Raw genomic sequence first — 15,507 nt, 5'->3', positions numbered from 1 at the left:
GGCCGGTACGACGGGGGTGTACCGGCCGCCGGTTCGCCGACCGTCAGGCGACGAGGCAGAGCCCGTCGTACTGCGCGGTGGGCGACGTGCGCCCCAGGCCCGTCCGGCCGGACCGGGGCGTACGGCTCCGGGCGTACCGGGCCAGGTCGTCCTGGGCGAGCGAGAGCAGGTCGCCGAGGCCGAGCCCGAGGGCCCGGGCCGCGGCCGCGAGCACCTCCGAGGAGGCCTCCTTGCGGCCGCGCTCCAGCTCCGACAGGTACGGCATCGAGATCCGGGCCGCCTCGGCGACGTCCTTCAACGTGCGTTCCTGGGCGAGCCGTTCGCGTCGCAGCACACCACCGACGAGGTCGCGCCACAGCGGCTCCCTCGGCGCAGGCTCGGTCGGGGTTCCGGCCGGCCGCTGCGGGGCGCGGGCAGCCCCGTCGGCAGGCCTCGCGGGCGGCGAGGGCTGCCGGCGCAGGGGGATGACGCGGGCTTCGTTCGGCGCATGAGTGCTCACCCCTTCAGCCTAGGGATCTGAGGCGCCGTGGGAAGACTGCGGCGTTCTGCCCTGGGTGAAGCCGCGCGGGCGTCGGCCGCCGGTCGCCTCGCCGAACCGTCGCACCCGCTCGATGTCACCCAGGACCGCCGGCGGCAACGACCGCGCGTGGGCGCGCTCCCGGGTCGGTACCCGGTCCGCACCCGGCCCTACCCGGTCCGGTTCTGAGTACCGCTACTCAGGCGGCCGGTGGCGGTGCCCGGCGAGGATGGCGGTGCCACGCCGGGGAAGGCGAGGCAGGCCGGGAAGGACCGGCAGGCCAGGAGGCCAGGCAGGTCAGGAAGGAAGCCCCGCCCATGCTCAGCAGGATCGCCGGTGCCCTGGTGCCCGTCCTCGGTCGGTTGTCCGTCACCTGTGAGGTGGCCGGTCCGGTCGCGCCGGGCAGCATCGTCGCCGCCAACCACAGCTCGCTCGCCGATCCGGGCGTGGTGCTGGCGGCACTGCGCAGGGTGGGCACCGAGCCGGTGGTGATGGCGACCGCCGGGTTGTGGCGGGTGCCCGTGCTCGGCGGGGTGCTGCGGGCGGGCGGTCACATCCCCGTCCACCGCGGGACGGCCCGGGCCGCCGCCGCCCTCGACTCCGCCGCGGCGGCGCTCGCGGCCGGCCGGGTCGTGCTGATCTACGGCGAGGGCGGCCTGCCGAAGCGACGGGACTCCGGTGACGCGCAGCCCGGCGCCTTCCGTACCGGTCTGGCCCGGCTCGCGGCGGCGAGCGGCGCCCCCGTGGTGCCGCTCGGCCAGTGCGGCGCCCGCCGCCTGACCTCCGGCAGCACCGCCAAACAGCTCGCGGGCTTCGCCACCGCCCCACTGCGGCGCCCTGCCCTGCACGTCCACCTCGGTGCCCCGCTCCACCTGGAGGGCGACATCGCCGAGGCGACGGCCGCCGCCCACCGCGCCGTCACCGAAGCCTGGCACGCCGCCGAGCGGCACCTGTCCGGCGCCCCCGGCCCGGGCGGGCGGGCCACCGGCCGGGCCTCCTGAACACGACGTCGGGAAGCGGCGCCGGAGCGGCGCGGCGCCGGAGCGGCGCGGAGGTGGTGTCGGCCGACGGTCATGGCGTGTGCGGTCATGGCGTGTGCGGTCGTGGCGTGTGCGGTCGTGGGCCGTCGGTGCTGCGCCGACGTCAGTGGGGGTGGCCGGCGTCGTCCGTGGTGAGGACCTGGGTGTTGAACTTGATCTGCCACACGACCACCCGCCCGTCGGAGTGCTCGCACACCACGGCGCCGTCCTGCCAGGTCCCGTTGTCCGGGTACCAGGGGCTGCCGACCGGGTCGCCCTGGTTGAGGTGGACGTCGTGGACTCCGAGCCCGTCGACGAAGCGCTGTCCGAAGACGTAGATCCGGCTCGCGGCCTGGGCGTGCGGGAGCAGGACGTCCAGCGCGTTGTCGCCGTCGCTGCTCACCCATGGGAAGGCACGAAGCGGGAGGGCGGCGGCCAGCGTGTCGGCGAGGTCCGGTCCGTACGCGGGGGAGCCGGGCTCGGGGCGGGTCAGGGCGAGGCGGGCCTTGCGGAACAGCGCCGCCGGCTCGGCGAGCCACGCGGTGTCCTGGAGCATCGGGCTGCGCGCGTAGTCGAGTGCGCCGGAGTCGGGTGCGGAGGCCAGTGGGTGGAACCCGTCGGCCAGGGCCCGGACGGAGGCGATGTGGTCCACCGTCAGGTCGTCCACCAGCCGGTAGGAGACCCCGACGTCGGTCGGGGCGTCGACGTCGAGGGCGGTGGGGCAGAGGCCGTCGGGCGTGGCGAGGGCGAGGTGGCCGTGGTACCAGTGCCCGAAGTGGTGGGACGGGTCCCGGGTGAACGAGTGGAAGGTGCCGGCGGCCACGCCGTACAGGGGGAGGGGCATGTCACCAGGATCCGGGCCGACGCCGCCCTCACCCAGTGGGTACCGGCCGTGCGTGTGATGCCGTGTCGACTCGGCCGCCTGCCGTCCGCGAGCTCCCGCCTGCGGGCCGCGTCGGGCCGCAGGCCGCCGGTCAGGCCGCGGTGGCCAGGTCGGCCCGCTGCGGTTCCGGGCGGACGGCCCGGGCCGGGAGTCGGCGCTCCAGGCGGAGCAGGAGGGCGCCGCCGGCCAGCGCGGTGGCGGCCAGCACCAGCCAGGGCAGCCGGCTGTCGAGGGCCAGCAGACCGGTGAGCAGGGAGGGGGCGAGGGCCGCGGAGAGCGACCAGGAGAGCTGGTAGGTGGCCATGTACCGGCCTCGGACGGCGGCCGGGGCGGTGTCGCCGACCAGGGCCGAGGCGGCGGGGTTGTGGACGATCTCGCCGAGGGTGACCACGACCACCACGGCCAGCAGCCCGGCGGTGGTGAAGCGCCCGGCGGCGGGCACCAGCACGGCCTGGACGAGGAATCCGGCGGCGAACAGCGCGGCGCCGGTCGCGGCGGCCCGGTTGCGGGTGGCGAAGCGGCGGACGGCGATCCCGGCGGGGACGCCGAGGGCGGCGCAGAGCACGGTGTTGACGGCGAAGGCGAGGCCGGCCAGCGAGGCGGAGGCGTGCAGGACGCCGGTCACGTACACCGGGAGGAGTACGGCGAGGGAGGCGTAGCCGAGGGAGATCAGCAGGTTGGCGGTGGCCAGGCCGAGGAACGGCCGGTCGGCCAGGACCGCGCGGTAGCCGACCTGGGCGGTGTCGGGCCGTGCGGAGGTGCGGGCGGGGGTCGCGGAGGGGCGGGCGTCCGGCACGCGGCGGACCAGGGCGGCGGCGGCCAGGAAGCTGGCGGCGTTGAGCAGGGCGGCCACGGTGTAGCCGCCGTCGCCGGCCAGGCCGACCAGCAGGGCGGCGAGCATGCTGCCGGCGCCGAGGCCGGCGTTGGCGAGGCTGCGGCTGAGGGCGTTGATGCGCTCCAGGCCGGTGCCGGAGGCGAGTTCGCCGATCCTGGCCTGTTGGACGGCCGGGTAGCCGCGGGTCGCCACGGCGGTGACCAGGGTGACGGCGACGAAGGCGGGCAGCGCCGAGGCGAAGGGGTAGACGGCGAACCCGGCGGCCCGGACCAGGTGCAGGGCGATCTGCATGCGGCGGGCGCCGAACCGGTCCACGGCGGTGCCGACCAGCGGCAGCGCGACCATCGCCAGCAGGCCGGTGACGGTGAGCACCAGGCCGATGACGGTCAGCGGCAGGCCGGTGACGTGGCGGAAGAAGACGAGGCTGAACGGCACGTACATGCCGTTGCCGAGGGCGTCGATGGCCAGGGCCGTCATCAGGCTGCGTTCGCCGGGGAAGCCCGGGCTCCTTTTTGAAAGCATGCAAGTAACTTAGCAGCAAGCTAATGAGAGTCAAGACACTTCCTGGCAAGCAATCCTGTGCCACACTGAACCCATGACCAGCAGCACCAACTCCACCGCGCGCCCGCCCCGCACCGCCGGCGCCTCCGCCGCTGCCGCCTCCGCCGCCGACCCGGCCGCCGCCACTGCCGGCCCGGCCACTGCCGACCCCGCCACTGCCGACCCGGCGGTCGCCGACCCGGTGGACGCGATCACCACCCAGTGGCGCCAGGAACGGCCCGACCTGGCCGAGAGCCTGCACGCCATGGAGGCCTTCGGGCGGATCTACCGCCTCTCCCGCGGCATGGGCGAGCGCATGGAGCGCGCGTACGCCCCCTTCGGCATCGGGCGCGGCGAGTTCGACGTCCTGGCCACCCTGCGCCGCTCCGGCGAGCCGTACTCGCTTTCGCCCCGCGAGCTGACCGCCACCCTGATGCTGACCACCGGCGGCATGACCGGCCGCCTCGACAAGCTGGAACGGGCCGGCCTGGTCACCCGCTCCCCCGACCCGAACGACCGCCGCGGCCTGCGGATCACCCTCACCCCCGAGGGCCGCTCCACCGTCGACGCGGCGGTGGCCGCCGGCGTCGCCGTCCAGCGCCGCGCCGTGGACACCCTCGGCCCCGAGCGGTCCGCCCAGCTCAACGACCTGCTGCGCGACCTGCTGGCCGGGCTGGAGGACTGACCCCGCGGACACGGCGCGGGCAGACGGCCGTCGGGCCGGGGCGGCGGGGCCTGGTCACCGGCAGCGGCGCGGCCACCGCCCTAATTCGCTTGCCTGGCGGCGGTGGTGATGGATGCAATGTCCGGATGATCACGTAGGTGCGCACGCCGCGGCGGGGCGGGACGGACGCGTACCACCGGGCCTCGCCACTGCGCCGACGTCGCCCGCGCTCCCTGCGACCGGATCGTCAGAACCATCAGGATCGTCAGGATCGTCAGGCGGGAGACGCCCACGCATGAGTACGTCACCATCGTCGTCCGGAGCAGCGCAGACTGACGGACCGGACGGACCGGACGGATCGGACCGATCACCGGTGCGGATCGGCGCTCTCGTGCCGCTGACCCGGCCCGGCTGGGTCGAGGCCGGACGGCACGTGCTCGCCGGGCTCGAAACCGCCGTTCGCGAGGTCAACGACGGCGGCGGGATCGCCGGCAGGCCGCTCGAACTGCTGGTCCGGGACACCGCCGCCGATCCGCAGCGGGCCGAGGCGGCCGTGGACGAACTGGCCGGCCTCGGCGTGGCCGCCCTGGCGGGGGAGTACCACAGCGTCGTCGCCCGCGCCGTCGCCGCCAGGGCGGACGCCCTCGGCCTGCCGTACCTCTGCTCGTCGGCGGTGCTCGACGCGCTCACCGAACAGCCGACGCCGTGGGTCGCGCGGTTGTGCCCGGCGCAGTCGCACGGCTGGCGCACCTACGCGGACTTCCTCCTCGGCGCGGGCCACCGTCGAATCGCCGTGGCCGTGCAGCCGAGCGCCTACTGGGCGGCCGGGACCCGCATCCTGCGGGAGCACGTCGCTGCGCACGGCGGCACCGTCGTCGAACTCGACGCGGCCGCGCTCGCGCCCGACGCCGTGTGCGACGAACTCGTCCGGCACGGTGCGACGGCCCTCCTCCTCCTGGTCGGCCAGCCGGATCCGGCCGTACCGATCGTCAGGTCCGTCCGCCGCGACCGGCGCCTCGCCGAGGTCCTGATCGGTGCTCCGGCCGGGCAGCCGGAGTTCGCCGCATGGGCGGCGCTGCTGGGCGACGACGGCGCGGCGATTCCGTTCCTGCGCTACCTGCCCGAGCAACTCGGCCCCCTGGGGACGCGCGTGGAGGCGGCCCTCCGCGAGCGGCTGGGCGAAGCGCCCTCCTTCGTCGCCTTCGAGGGCTACGACACGGTCACCGTTCTCGCCGAGGTGCTGCGTTCGCACGGTACGGACCGGGCGCGCATCGCCGAAGCCTGGCCGCACGTCGCCGTCGAGGGCACCCGCGGGCGGATCCGGTTCTCCCGCACGCCGGGCATCGACGTCTGGCAGTGGGCGTGGCCGCCGGTCCAGGTCGTCGACCGCGACCCTGCGGCGCCCGATCGCTTCCGGGTCCTGCACTCCGGCTGAGCGGACCCGGAGGCGCCGACCGGCCCGCGCCTCCGGGTCCGGTCCGGCGCTGCGGGGTCAGGAGGGGTACGGACCGCGGCTGCGGGTCAGGAGGAGTACGGGCCGCCGCTGTGGATGTCGACGCAGGCCCACACGTTCGGGGTGTCGGTGAAGGAGCCGCACAGCCGCCCCCAGGCGACCTCGATGTCCGTCCACTCCGCGGTGATCCTCCCGTCGCGGGCGGTGCCGGTCATCCGCTCGTGGACCTCGACCTGGTGGTCGCCCTCGTGGAGGACCGCGGTGGACTGCCGGGCCCGGCCCGGGTTCGTCCAGGTGACCGTCAGGTGCCGGGCCCAGTCGTCGTGCCCGTCGATGGCGATGCAGACCTGCGGGCCGGACCAGTTGTGGGTGCAGGCGTCGCTGCTGCGGCGGCCTGCGGCCACGGCCGGTGCGGCGGTGGCGAGCAGGACGGCGGCCGCCGCGGTGGCGAGCGCCGCGGCCCTGGTGACGACCTGGTGCATGCGGTCCCCTTCGTCTGCCGGCGGTGCGCCCGCGGGGTCGGTCCCGGTGGGCACGGGGGATCAACGAGCCGGGTGCCGGGTCCGTTGCGGGTGGTCACCCGGTCGGGCACCGTCGTCGAACTCCATGCCGCGATCCTCTCAACCCCCGTGCGCCGCACGGCCCCCGGCCCCCGCTCCCGCACGGAGGAATGTCCGGCAGTGAGCCGGAGCCGGACCGGGGCGCACGTGCGGACGGGGCCTGGCCGAGGTCGGGGCCCGGCCTGCGGCTTCGGCGGCGTCGTGCGGGCTGTTGTCAGGCGTGGCTGTGCGGAACGGGTTCGCCGGTGAGGGCGTCGGTCAGGGCACGGGCTCCGAGTGGCCGCGGCAGGACGACCTTCAGCTCGGCGATGCCGCCGTCCTCGCAGCCGATGTTCGGGCCCGAAGCGTCGCGGCGCCTGAGCAGGAGTGTGACCCGCTTGTCCGTCTCCCGTGCCACCAGGTCGGGCTTGTAGTCGCAGCCGCTCCAGGCGACCTCCATCGTGATCGTGCGGTCGTCCGCCGCCACGGCGGTGTTCTTCGTGGACGGGTCGGCGAGCGCGATGCGGCGCAGGACCGAAGCATCCCGCCGCTTGTACCGGAGCGGATAGTCGGATTCAGCCGCTCCGCCACCCCACGCCGCGTAGCACGCCGCCACCCCGACCCCGATCAACGCCACTGCGGCCATCCAGCACTTGTCGCGCACCGTCAGTTCCACGCCCCGCCCTCCCCTTGTCCTGGATCAGGGTAGGCCTGCCCCGGCGGCGGCCCCGGCGGCGGTGCCCGGGGCGCCGCGGTGGCTCCCGGCCCCTGATCGTGTGCGGCGCGTTTCATGTGCGGTGCGTTCTCGCGCGATTGCGGAGAGCACGGGGTGGCGTCGGGGCGGCCGGACGGGGGAAGAACAGCTGGCAGGGATCGGTTGTCGAGTGCCGTTGCGGAGGGCCGATGCGACGGGAACCACGAATCGCGAACCTCCTGCTCGCCGCGCTGAGCCGGGACTGGCTCGGGGTGCCGCTCGCGCTGCTGGTGGTGGCGGTGGGTGGCGGACTGCTCGGGGTGGGGGCGGCCTGGGCGGTGGCGCTCGGTGGCCTCGCGCTGGCTGTCGGTGTGCTGCTGGCGGCGGGGGCCGTGCGACACCTGGTGCAGGTGGCCGGGGAGGCACGGGTGAATCCGCCGCCGGGGCGGCTGGTCGACGTGGGCGGCCACCGGATGCACGTCCTCGCCGAGGGGGAGGCCGGGGGCGGGCCGACGGTGGTCTGGATGCCCGGTGGCCATGCCCCGGGCGAGGACTTCCGGGAGCTGCACGCGATGGCGGCGGCCCGGGCCCGGTCGGTGCTGGTCGACCGCCTCGGGACGGGCTGGAGCGATGTCGGGTCCTTCCCGCGGACGACGGCGGGCGAGGCGGAGGAGCTGCTGGCGGCGCTGGAGGGGGCCGGGGAGCGGGCTCCTTTCGTGTTCGTCGGCCATTCCTTCGGCGGGTTACTGGTCGCGAACGTGGCCAGGCGTCGGCCGGATCTGGTGGCCGGCGTCGTGCTGCTGGATCCGACGCCCCTGGAGGTCATCGCCTTCGCTCCGTCCGGTCGGCAGCTCACGAGGATGCGCCGCGGCGTCCTGCTCGCCGTGGTGCGGCAGCTGTTCGGTGCGCACCGCGGCCCCGGGAGCCCGGCCGGGCACGGCTGCGCCGCCGCGTCGATCTTCGCCGAGTTGTCGCCGTCCGGGCTGGCGGGAGTGGGCTGGGAGACCGTTGTGTACGACGGGGACCTCGGGGACCTGCCGCTGGTGCTGGTGATACCGCGGGACCTCACCGGCGGTGAGGCGGTGCTGGCCGGCGCCCGGGACGCGGCCGAGGCCGAGCGGATCAGCCGCTTCTACCTCCGCAGCAGGGTCCGGTACCTGGCGGCGTCGTCGGCGTCCCGGCTGGTGCACACGCCGGAGGGGACGGGCCACGACTTCCCGCACGAGGTGCCCGGGTTCGTGGTCGACGTGGTCGGGGAGCTGGTGCGGGAGTTGCGGGTGATCAGCCCGTGACCGTCCGCTGATCAGCCCATGACCGTCCGTGCGGGGTCCGGCCGGACCGGGCGCCGGCGGGAGAAGGAGCCCAGGTCCACGACGCTGCCGGTGTGCTCGCAGCGGTAGCGGACCGGGTCGCCGTCGTGGTCGTGACCGGCTTCGACCAGGTCGATCAGGGCCGTCAGGAGTCGGCCCACCAGCGGGGCGTTCTTGAACTGGTTGCCGCTGGTGCCCATGGCGACGTAGTAGCCGTCGAGGGCGGTGCGGTCGTAGATCGGGGTCCAGTCGTCGGCGGCGTCGTACACCCCGGCGACCCCGAGCGGGCGGCCGGGGACGCCGATCTCCGGGAAGCGGCGCGCGGCCCGGGTGACCTGGGCCCGGAACCGCTGGGCGGTGGGGCGGGGGTCGGCGAGGTCCGGATCGTCGATCCACTCGTGCGGGTCGCAGTCCGGCTCGGTCCCGCCGACCAGGAGGTGCCCGCCGGAGGCGGGGCGCAGGTAGGTGCCCAGGTCGAGGTCGGCGACCACGGGAGCGGGGCCGGCGGCGTGGCCGCCCACGGCGACCTGGTGGACCTCCTCGCGCAGCGGGCGCACGCCGATCGTGAAGTCGCTCCCGACCCCCGCCAGCCGGTTGAGGCCGCCCGACCACGGGCCGGCGGCGTTGACCACGACCGGTGCGGCGATCCGCGCGCCGTCGGCCAGCCGGATGCCCGTCACCCGGTCCGCCTGCCGGTCGACGGCCACCACGGTCCGGTGGAACAGGAAGTCCGTGCCCAGCTCGACCGCCGCGTCGGCGAGGTTCTGGGCGGCGAGCTGCGGGTCGTCGACGTACCCGGCGTCCGGGGTGAACAGGGCGCCGAGCTCACCGGACGGTCCGGCGAAGAAGGCGTCGTCGTCCACCGGCTTCGGCGGCCAGTACCGCCCGGGGTCGATCCCGGGGACGCGGCCGCGCAAGGTCGGGGTGTCCCACCGCTCGTACGGGACGCCGGCCCGGTCGAACAGGGCGGCGACCTCGGACGGTGCGACGTCCGGGGAGTCGAGCAGTACGGCGCCGGTGCGGTGGAACGCGGCGAGCGGGCGGTGGCCGGTGGCCCGCAGGTGGTCGGGCCAGGACGTCCAGAGGTGTTGTGCCTCCCAGGCCGTGGCGACGCCGTCGAAGGTGGAGTAGTTGAACCGGATGATCGCACTGGAAGCGCTGGTGGAGCCGTGGCCCGCGGCGCCCGCCTTGTCCACGACGACCACCTGCCGGCCGGTGCGCGCGAGTTCGAGGGCGATGGCGGAGCCGATCACTCCTGCTCCGACCACCACCGCGTCCGGTCGGCCGGCGGTCATGACGGCCTCCCGTCAGGCGGGGGCGTGCGCGTGTCAGGCGGGGGTGTGCGCGTGCTCGGCGCGGTGTCGGGCGGCAACCCGGGCCGGTCGGGCGGCAGGGGGCGACGGGACATGCCGTCATGGTGCCACCGGGTGTCGACGGTGGCGATTCAACTCGCCTGCGGAGACGGAATGTTCGAATGAGCGGCGCCGCCTCGCGGCAGGGCGGCCGCCGCAGGTCAGTCGTCCTTCCGTAGGAGCGAGAGTCGCCGTTGGGCCTCGTCGCGAACCCGTGGATCCGTGTCCGACGTCAGCGCCCGGAGTTGCCGGATGAGTTCGCCGGCCCCGTTGCCGGTCATCCAGCGCGGGTCACAGTCGAGCTCCGCGCTGAGCTGGTCGGCGGTTCCCTGGTCGGCGGCATCGGCTCGTGCGGCGAGCACGGCACGCAGACCTGGCAGGTCCCCGCGTGCCAACAGGGCCACGGCTGTCTCCGAGGTCACCGCAGTGTCCTGATCGTCGAGCAGGAGGCGGTGGAGGACATCGGCGACGTCCTCGATCCGAGGGGCCGCCGCCAGCCGACGTCCTGCAGCGGCCCGGACGCTCCACGAGGGAGAGTCCGCGGCGGCGAGCGGATCAGTCGGCTCTCGATCCTGGAAACCGTTCATCTCACCAGCATGCCAGGAGGCGTCTGCGGCGGGTGGCAGCGGTGGGTGACGGCGGGTGGCAGCGGAGGCGGGGGTCCGGATTCACTCCTTCGAGGGGTGTCGCGGCCCGGGTGCCGCCGGCTGGGTGACCTGGCGGTCCGTCCTGGACAGGATGTCGGCATGAGGACGAACGAACCGGGGGACGAGGTCGGTCGCCTGGCCGACGGCTATTGGGAGTTCCTGCTGGAGCGGGATCCGTTGCTGCGAGTCCGTCAGGGGCTCCCGGTCGAGACGCTGCCGGGGGCGTCGCTCGCCGAGGCCGAGGAGCGGGCGCAGTTCGCGGAGGGAGTGCTGGGCCGGGTCCGGGTGTTCGAGGGTGCGGAGCTGTCCGGTGCGGACGCCGACACCGCGGCCGTCCTTGAGGCGCTGGCCGAGCAGGAGTTGCGGGCCCGCCGGTGGTACTGGCTGACGTCCGCCGTCACGCCGTACCGGCTGTTCCCGTTGTCGCTGTACGTCGACGCGGTCCTGGGCTCCTTCCGGTTCGCCGAACGAGGCGACACCGGAAGCTACTTGACGCTGGTGCACGAACTGGCGCGGGTGGTCGGCTCGATCGGCGACAAGGTGGCCGGACAAGCCGCGCGCGGCTTCCGGGTGCCCGCACCCGCTCTGGCCGGGGTGCGGGCCACCGTCGAGGGCCTGCGGTCGTCCGCGGCGGCCCGGGTGACGGTGGCGGACGACCGGCTCGGCGGCCTGGGGCCGGCCGAGCGGGGACGTCTCCGGGACGGCGTACGGCGGCTGGTGGAGACCGAGCTGACGCCCGCCTTCGACCGGCTGCTCGACCTCGTCGACGACCCGGTCTACCGGGGAGCGGCACCGCAGGAGGTCGGCTGGGCGCGCTACGAGGGCGGCGAGGAGGCGTACCGGGACTTCGTCCGGACCGGCACCGGGGGCGACACCCCGCCCGAGCGGCTCCACGAACTCGGCCGCGAGCAGTGCCGCGAACTCGCCGAGCGGATGCGGGAGGTGCGCGCGACCCTGGGCTTCCACGGCTCCGAGGCCGAGTTCCACGAGCGGCTCAGGTCCGAGCCCCGGTTGTACGCCCGGACGCCCGAGGAGGTCGAGGCCCGGTTCCGCGGCCACCTCGACCGGCTGGCCCCTCTGCTGCCGGGGTGGTTCGCCACCGTGCCGGCCGCCCCGTACGGGCTGGCCCGGCTGGACCCGGCACTGGAGCCGGGGATGACCTTCGGGTACTACGAGCTGCCGACCGCGGCCAGTCCGGTCGGGCGCTACCGCTACAACGGGTCGGGCCTGGACGGCAGATCGCTGATCGGCTCGGCCTCCCTGATCTACCACGAGCTGGCGCCGGGGCACCACTTCCACCTCGCCCGCCAGGCGGAGGACCGCACCCTGCCGCAACTGCGCCGCGAGGCGGCCGAGTTCGGTGCGTTCATGGAGGGCTGGGCCGAGTACGCGGCTGGGCTGGGCTGGGAGATGGGGCTCTACGACGACCCGTGGGACGCGTACGGGCGCCTCGCCCAGGAGCGGTTCACCGCGCAGCGGCTCGTCGTGGACACCGGGCTCAACCTCGGGACGATGAGCCTCGCGCAGGCCCGGGACTTCATGCGGGCCAACTCCACCGAGGCGGACGGCCAGATCGCCTCCGACCTGTTGCGGTACTCGACGGACCTGCCCGGGCAGGCGCTCTCCTACCGTGCGGGCTATCTGGAGTTCGGCGGGCTGCGGGCGCGGGCCGAGGCGGGCCTGGGTGCCGGGTTCGACGTGCGGGTCTTCCACGAGGCGGTGCTGGGGGGCGGCGCGCTGCCGTTTCCCGCCCTGCGGCGGCGGGTGGCGCGCGAACTCCGCATCCATTGATTCTTAAATCTGATTATCCCTTTCATTCATTCGACGTGCGGCGCGCCTCGCGTCGAACGGAATGAGCACGAACACTCGCAAGGGTGAACCAGCGGAGGGCTGTTTGGCATTGACTGACACGGTTCGACTACGGTGGCCGAGAGATTGGGCGGCGGATGCCGGTGGCCGGGAATTCGGTTCGGTAGGTGAATCTCGGAATCCGAAGTGAAATGCTTCCGTCCTGCCCGGTTGTGCGCTGCTCCGGTGCTCACGGTTTCCGGGTCCCCCTGTCATACGTCTGCGTAGAGAGGTTGGAACATCATGCCGCCCGTCGTTCCGCCGTTCCTGATCGGTCTCATCGTCGCGCCACTGGCCAAGCGCCTCCTCAAGCCGCTGGTGCGCGGTGTCGTCAAGACGTCCGTCGGTGTCGTCCTGGAGGTGAAGAAGGCAGCCCATGAGGCCGGGGAGAACATCCACGACCTCGCGGCCGAGGTGGCTGCCGACATGATGGCGGCGCAGGCCGCCTCCGATGAGGGCCCTCGGCCCGTCGAGAGCGAGGCCTCGACCGGCGGGAAGGCCGAAGCCTCCGGAAGTGTGAAGGGCGAGGCCGCCGGCCGGGCCGAGGGCGAGGTCAGGCACCCGAGGATCCGGGCGACCGCCGGCGCCGGCACCGGCACCGGCACCGGAAAGGCGCAGTGACGCCCTGATTCGCGGCCGGGCCGCCGCCTGGCCGCGTCTTCCGACCGACCTCGGAAGGCGAGTCCACGCGGCGGTCGGCCGTGGGCCTTTCGGCCCCACTCCTGCCCTCTCTCGAAATTTCCACTCCGTCGCAGTAGTCCGCCGCGCGCACAATTCCTCCGCGCCGGTCGACGGATTACCCGTGACCTCCTCAAACAGGTGATCGTACACATGCCATCTCTGCTGGGTGCCGCAGCCGGATTCCGCCCCGTGGATTCGGACGCGAGCCCGCGCTCGGTCATTCCGGGCCGCCAGCGCTGGGACGTCAAGCTGGTTCTCGGACGGCCCCGGTCGGCCGAAGTCCTCGCCGCGGTCCTGCGCCGCGTCCCCGGGATCACCGCGGTCCAGGTCAACCCGGTCACCGGTGGCGTCCTCGTCCGACACGACGTGCGGATGCCTGCCGCGGACATCGGCCGGATCGTGCGCAGGGCGGTCGCCCTGGTCGCGGAGGGTCCGGCCAGGACGCGGCCCGCGGCATCGGCCCGACCGACCGCCGAAGCGGCCGCACGCCCGGACCGCGGCCTCGTCGTGCGCCCCGTCCTCGCCGTCGGCGGCGGGGTGGCGGCCGGCATCGCCCTGGTCCGCGGGTCGGCGGTGAGCAAGCAGCTGGTGGCACTCGGCGGGGTCGCTGCCGCGACCGCGGCCGTCGTCCGGAAGGCCTGGCGCAGAACGGTCGAGACGACCCGGGACCCGTCCGCGACCGGAATCGCACACCACCCCCTGCTGGAGATCGTCGGACCGCACCGGAAGCGGCTCTACCGTGCCGGCGCGCTCTCGGTCGCCTGCCAGGTCTCGGAGATGGCGCTCGGCACCTTCCTCGGCTGGACGGGACTGGTCCTCATCAAGGGCGAGGCCGCACCGCTGGTCAGTCTCGGCCTGACCACCGCCTCCGCCCAACTCTGGGGACTGGCAGGGCTGGTGGCCGCCGCCTGCGCCGCCGTGGCGGGCCTGTCGTACGCCTCGAACCTCCAGTGGCGCGGGCTCGGCCAGGACATCGAGCACGACTGGCGGAACCGGACGTTCGGACACGTGCAGCACCTCGAACTGCGACACCTGGAGGGCGAGCGCACCAGCCGGGTCGCCGGCGCGCTCACCGAGGACGTCGGCCAACTGGGCACGTTCTTCGCGGGCTCGGCCAGTGACGTGCTGCAGCTGGGCACCAGCCTGGCGCTCCTGGTACCGGCGTTCCTGCTGCTGGCCCCGCAGATCGCCTGGATCGCGTTCCTGCCCATCCCGGTGATCGCCTGGCTGTCGCTCCACTACCAGGACAAGGTCGCGGCCGACTACGCCGCCTCCGGCGAGAACCGGGCCAGGCTGCACAGCCAGCTGGTCAACACGCTGGAAGCCGGTGCGACCGTCAAGAGCTTCTGCACCGAGGACTACGAGGCCGAACGCATCGACGGACTGAGCGACGCGGTCCAGGAGAGCAACCGGCAGACCGCCCGGAGCACGATCCGCCACGCCGAGACCGTCCGGGCCTGCACGACCGCCTCGATGGCCGGCACCCTGCTGATCGGCGGTCGCGCGGTGCTCGACGGCACCCTCCGGTTCGAGGTGTTCAGCCCGCTGATCGGACTGCCCCAGATGGTGCTGTTCCGGATGAACCGGATCGGCGGCATCGTCGACCAGTACCAGCGCACGCTCGCCGCCTACGACCGGGTGCAGCGGCTGCGCGCCCTGCCCGTGGAGACCGAGGGCACCGGCGGACCGCTCGACGCGGAGAAGGTGCGGGGCGAGATCGTCCTCGACGACGTGACCTTCGCCTACCCCGGCCGGCCGCCGGTGCTGGACGACCTCTCGCTGACCATCCCCGCCGGGCGGACCACCGCCATCGTGGGCGCCACCGGCTCCGGCAAGACGACCGTCGCCAAGCTGCTGATGCGCTTCCAGGACGCGGAGTCCGGCAGCGTGCTGCTCGACGGGCGGGACGTGCGCGACCTGCCCCGGCACGACCTGCGCCACGCGATCGGGTTCGTCGCCCAGGACCCGTTCCTCTTCGACGGCAGCATCGCCGACAACATCCGCTACGGCACCTTCGAGGCCTCGGACGAGGCCGTGCTGGAGGCCGCCGCGATGGCCGAGGCACACACCTTCATCGCGACGCTGCCGGACGGCTACGACACGCTGATCGGCGAACGCGGCGCCGCGCTCTCGGGCGGCCAGCGCCAACGGATCGCCCTGGCACGGGCGATCCTGAAGGACGCACCGGTCGTGATCCTGGACGAGGCCACCTCCGCCGTGGACAACGAGACCGAGGCCGCCATCCAACGCACGCTCCGCGTCTTCGCGGCCGACCGGACCATGGTCGTCATCGCCCACCGGCTCTCCACCGTCCGCCACGCCGACCGGATCGTCGTCATGGACAAGGGCGGCATCGTCGCCGAACAGGGCACCCACGACGAACTCGTCGCCCGGCACGGACTCTACGCATCCCTCTGGCAGCTCCAGGCGGGCGAACTCGCCGCCTGACCGCAGCACGCCGCGCCCGCGTGACGCCACCGCGGGCGGCGCGGCCCTGCGCCCTCCCACCAAGCCTGCCCACACCC

At 74.2% G+C, this 15,507-nt stretch carries 14 protein-coding genes; 7 read left to right on the top strand and 7 right to left on the bottom strand.

Features of this window, described 5'->3' with window-relative positions; translation table 11 throughout:
• Positions 1 to 43: 43 nt before the first annotated feature.
• Positions 44 to 499 (bottom strand): helix-turn-helix domain-containing protein, encoded by a 456-nt coding sequence (locus ABTY56_RS06155; RefSeq protein WP_350627037.1) that lies wholly within the window; start codon positions 497 to 499, stop codon positions 44 to 46.
• Positions 500 to 834: 335 nt separating this feature from the next.
• Here ABTY56_RS06155 and ABTY56_RS06150 point away from each other — a divergent pair, with 335 nt between their 5' ends.
• Positions 835 to 1,518 (top strand): lysophospholipid acyltransferase family protein, encoded by a 684-nt coding sequence (locus ABTY56_RS06150; protein ID WP_350627035.1) that lies wholly within the window; start codon positions 835 to 837, stop codon positions 1,516 to 1,518.
• Positions 1,519 to 1,660: 142 nt separating this feature from the next.
• Here the strand turns inward: ABTY56_RS06150 and ABTY56_RS06145 are convergent, their stop codons facing one another.
• Both ABTY56_RS06145 and ABTY56_RS06140 read right to left on the bottom strand, forming a co-directional pair.
• On the bottom strand, positions 1,661 to 2,380 hold the full coding sequence (locus tag ABTY56_RS06145; RefSeq protein ID WP_350627033.1) for a DUF2278 family protein: 720 nt from the start codon (positions 2,378 to 2,380) through the stop codon (positions 1,661 to 1,663).
• A 130-nt stretch (positions 2,381 to 2,510) separates the two neighbouring features.
• A complete protein-coding gene (locus tag ABTY56_RS06140; RefSeq protein ID WP_350627031.1) occupies positions 2,511 to 3,776 on the bottom strand; it encodes an MFS transporter in 1,266 nt (421 codons plus the stop codon).
• Between the two features lie 73 nt (positions 3,777 to 3,849).
• On the opposite strand from ABTY56_RS06140, the gene ABTY56_RS06135 reads away from it, so the two are divergent.
• Together ABTY56_RS06135 and ABTY56_RS06130 are read left to right on the top strand one after the other, a co-directional pair.
• The gene (locus ABTY56_RS06135; protein WP_350627029.1) at positions 3,850 to 4,479 is read left to right on the top strand and encodes a MarR family winged helix-turn-helix transcriptional regulator; all 630 of its coding nucleotides are present in this window, start codon (positions 3,850 to 3,852) and stop codon (positions 4,477 to 4,479) included.
• Between the two features lie 274 nt (positions 4,480 to 4,753).
• Entirely contained in the window at positions 4,754 to 5,893 is a 1,140-nt protein-coding gene (locus ABTY56_RS06130) for an ABC transporter substrate-binding protein (protein WP_350627027.1), read from the top strand.
• Positions 5,894 to 5,979: 86 nt separating this feature from the next.
• On the opposite strand, the gene ABTY56_RS06125 is transcribed toward ABTY56_RS06130, so the two are convergent.
• A complete protein-coding gene (locus ABTY56_RS06125) occupies positions 5,980 to 6,393 on the bottom strand; it encodes a hypothetical protein (protein WP_350627025.1) in 414 nt (137 codons plus the stop codon).
• A 292-nt stretch (positions 6,394 to 6,685) separates the two neighbouring features.
• Positions 6,686 to 7,126 (bottom strand): hypothetical protein, encoded by a 441-nt coding sequence (locus ABTY56_RS06120; RefSeq protein ID WP_350627023.1) that lies wholly within the window; start codon positions 7,124 to 7,126, stop codon positions 6,686 to 6,688.
• Between the two features lie 227 nt (positions 7,127 to 7,353).
• Here ABTY56_RS06120 and ABTY56_RS06115 point away from each other — a divergent pair, with 227 nt between their 5' ends.
• Positions 7,354 to 8,436, top strand: a complete 1,083-nt coding sequence (locus tag ABTY56_RS06115; protein ID WP_350627021.1) for an alpha/beta fold hydrolase — start codon at positions 7,354 to 7,356, stop codon at positions 8,434 to 8,436.
• Between the two features lie 11 nt (positions 8,437 to 8,447).
• Here the strand turns inward: ABTY56_RS06115 and ABTY56_RS06110 are convergent, their stop codons facing one another.
• Complete coding sequence (locus ABTY56_RS06110; RefSeq protein WP_350627019.1) at positions 8,448 to 9,749, bottom strand: NAD(P)/FAD-dependent oxidoreductase; 1,302 nt, start codon at positions 9,747 to 9,749, stop codon at positions 8,448 to 8,450.
• Positions 9,750 to 9,967: 218 nt separating this feature from the next.
• A complete protein-coding gene (locus ABTY56_RS06105) occupies positions 9,968 to 10,393 on the bottom strand; it encodes a hypothetical protein (RefSeq protein ID WP_350627017.1) in 426 nt (141 codons plus the stop codon).
• Positions 10,394 to 10,552: 159 nt separating this feature from the next.
• On the opposite strand from ABTY56_RS06105, the gene ABTY56_RS06100 reads away from it, so the two are divergent.
• The 3 genes from ABTY56_RS06100 to ABTY56_RS06090 all read left to right on the top strand — a co-directional run bounded on the left by ABTY56_RS06100 (position 10,553) and on the right by ABTY56_RS06090 (position 15,430).
• Positions 10,553 to 12,244, top strand: coding sequence for a DUF885 domain-containing protein (locus ABTY56_RS06100; RefSeq protein WP_350627015.1), 1,692 nt, complete (start codon positions 10,553 to 10,555; stop codon positions 12,242 to 12,244).
• 300 nt (positions 12,245 to 12,544) lie between these two features.
• Positions 12,545 to 12,922, top strand: coding sequence for a DUF5132 domain-containing protein (locus ABTY56_RS06095; protein ID WP_350627013.1), 378 nt, complete (start codon positions 12,545 to 12,547; stop codon positions 12,920 to 12,922).
• 210 nt (positions 12,923 to 13,132) lie between these two features.
• On the top strand, positions 13,133 to 15,430 hold the full coding sequence (locus ABTY56_RS06090; protein ID WP_350627011.1) for an ATP-binding cassette domain-containing protein: 2,298 nt from the start codon (positions 13,133 to 13,135) through the stop codon (positions 15,428 to 15,430).
• Positions 15,431 to 15,507: the final 77 nt, after the last annotated feature.

The organism is Kitasatospora sp. NPDC097691 (assembly GCF_040302665.1).
Classification (GTDB): domain Bacteria; phylum Actinomycetota; class Actinomycetes; order Streptomycetales; family Streptomycetaceae; genus Kitasatospora.
This window is presented reverse-complemented; position numbering and strand designations above follow the sequence as displayed.

Coding starts and splice junctions, on each gene's coding strand:
- ABTY56_RS06150 (WP_350627035.1), top strand. CDS start 835: ATGCTCAGCAGGATCGCCGGTGCCCTGGTGCCCGTCCTCGGTCGGTTG.
- ABTY56_RS06145 (WP_350627033.1), bottom strand. CDS start 2,380: ATGCCCCTCCCCCTGTACGGCGTGGCCGCCGGCACCTTCCACTCGTTC.
- ABTY56_RS06140 (WP_350627031.1), bottom strand. CDS start 3,776: ATGCTTTCAAAAAGGAGCCCGGGCTTCCCCGGCGAACGCAGCCTGATG.
- ABTY56_RS06135 (WP_350627029.1), top strand. CDS start 3,850: ATGACCAGCAGCACCAACTCCACCGCGCGCCCGCCCCGCACCGCCGGC.
- ABTY56_RS06130 (WP_350627027.1), top strand. CDS start 4,754: ATGAGTACGTCACCATCGTCGTCCGGAGCAGCGCAGACTGACGGACCG.
- ABTY56_RS06125 (WP_350627025.1), bottom strand. CDS start 6,393: ATGCACCAGGTCGTCACCAGGGCCGCGGCGCTCGCCACCGCGGCGGCC.
- ABTY56_RS06115 (WP_350627021.1), top strand. CDS start 7,354: ATGCGACGGGAACCACGAATCGCGAACCTCCTGCTCGCCGCGCTGAGC.
- ABTY56_RS06110 (WP_350627019.1), bottom strand. CDS start 9,749: ATGACCGCCGGCCGACCGGACGCGGTGGTGGTCGGAGCAGGAGTGATC.
- ABTY56_RS06105 (WP_350627017.1), bottom strand. CDS start 10,393: ATGAACGGTTTCCAGGATCGAGAGCCGACTGATCCGCTCGCCGCCGCG.
- ABTY56_RS06100 (WP_350627015.1), top strand. CDS start 10,553: ATGAGGACGAACGAACCGGGGGACGAGGTCGGTCGCCTGGCCGACGGC.
- ABTY56_RS06095 (WP_350627013.1), top strand. CDS start 12,545: ATGCCGCCCGTCGTTCCGCCGTTCCTGATCGGTCTCATCGTCGCGCCA.
- ABTY56_RS06090 (WP_350627011.1), top strand. CDS start 13,133: ATGCCATCTCTGCTGGGTGCCGCAGCCGGATTCCGCCCCGTGGATTCG.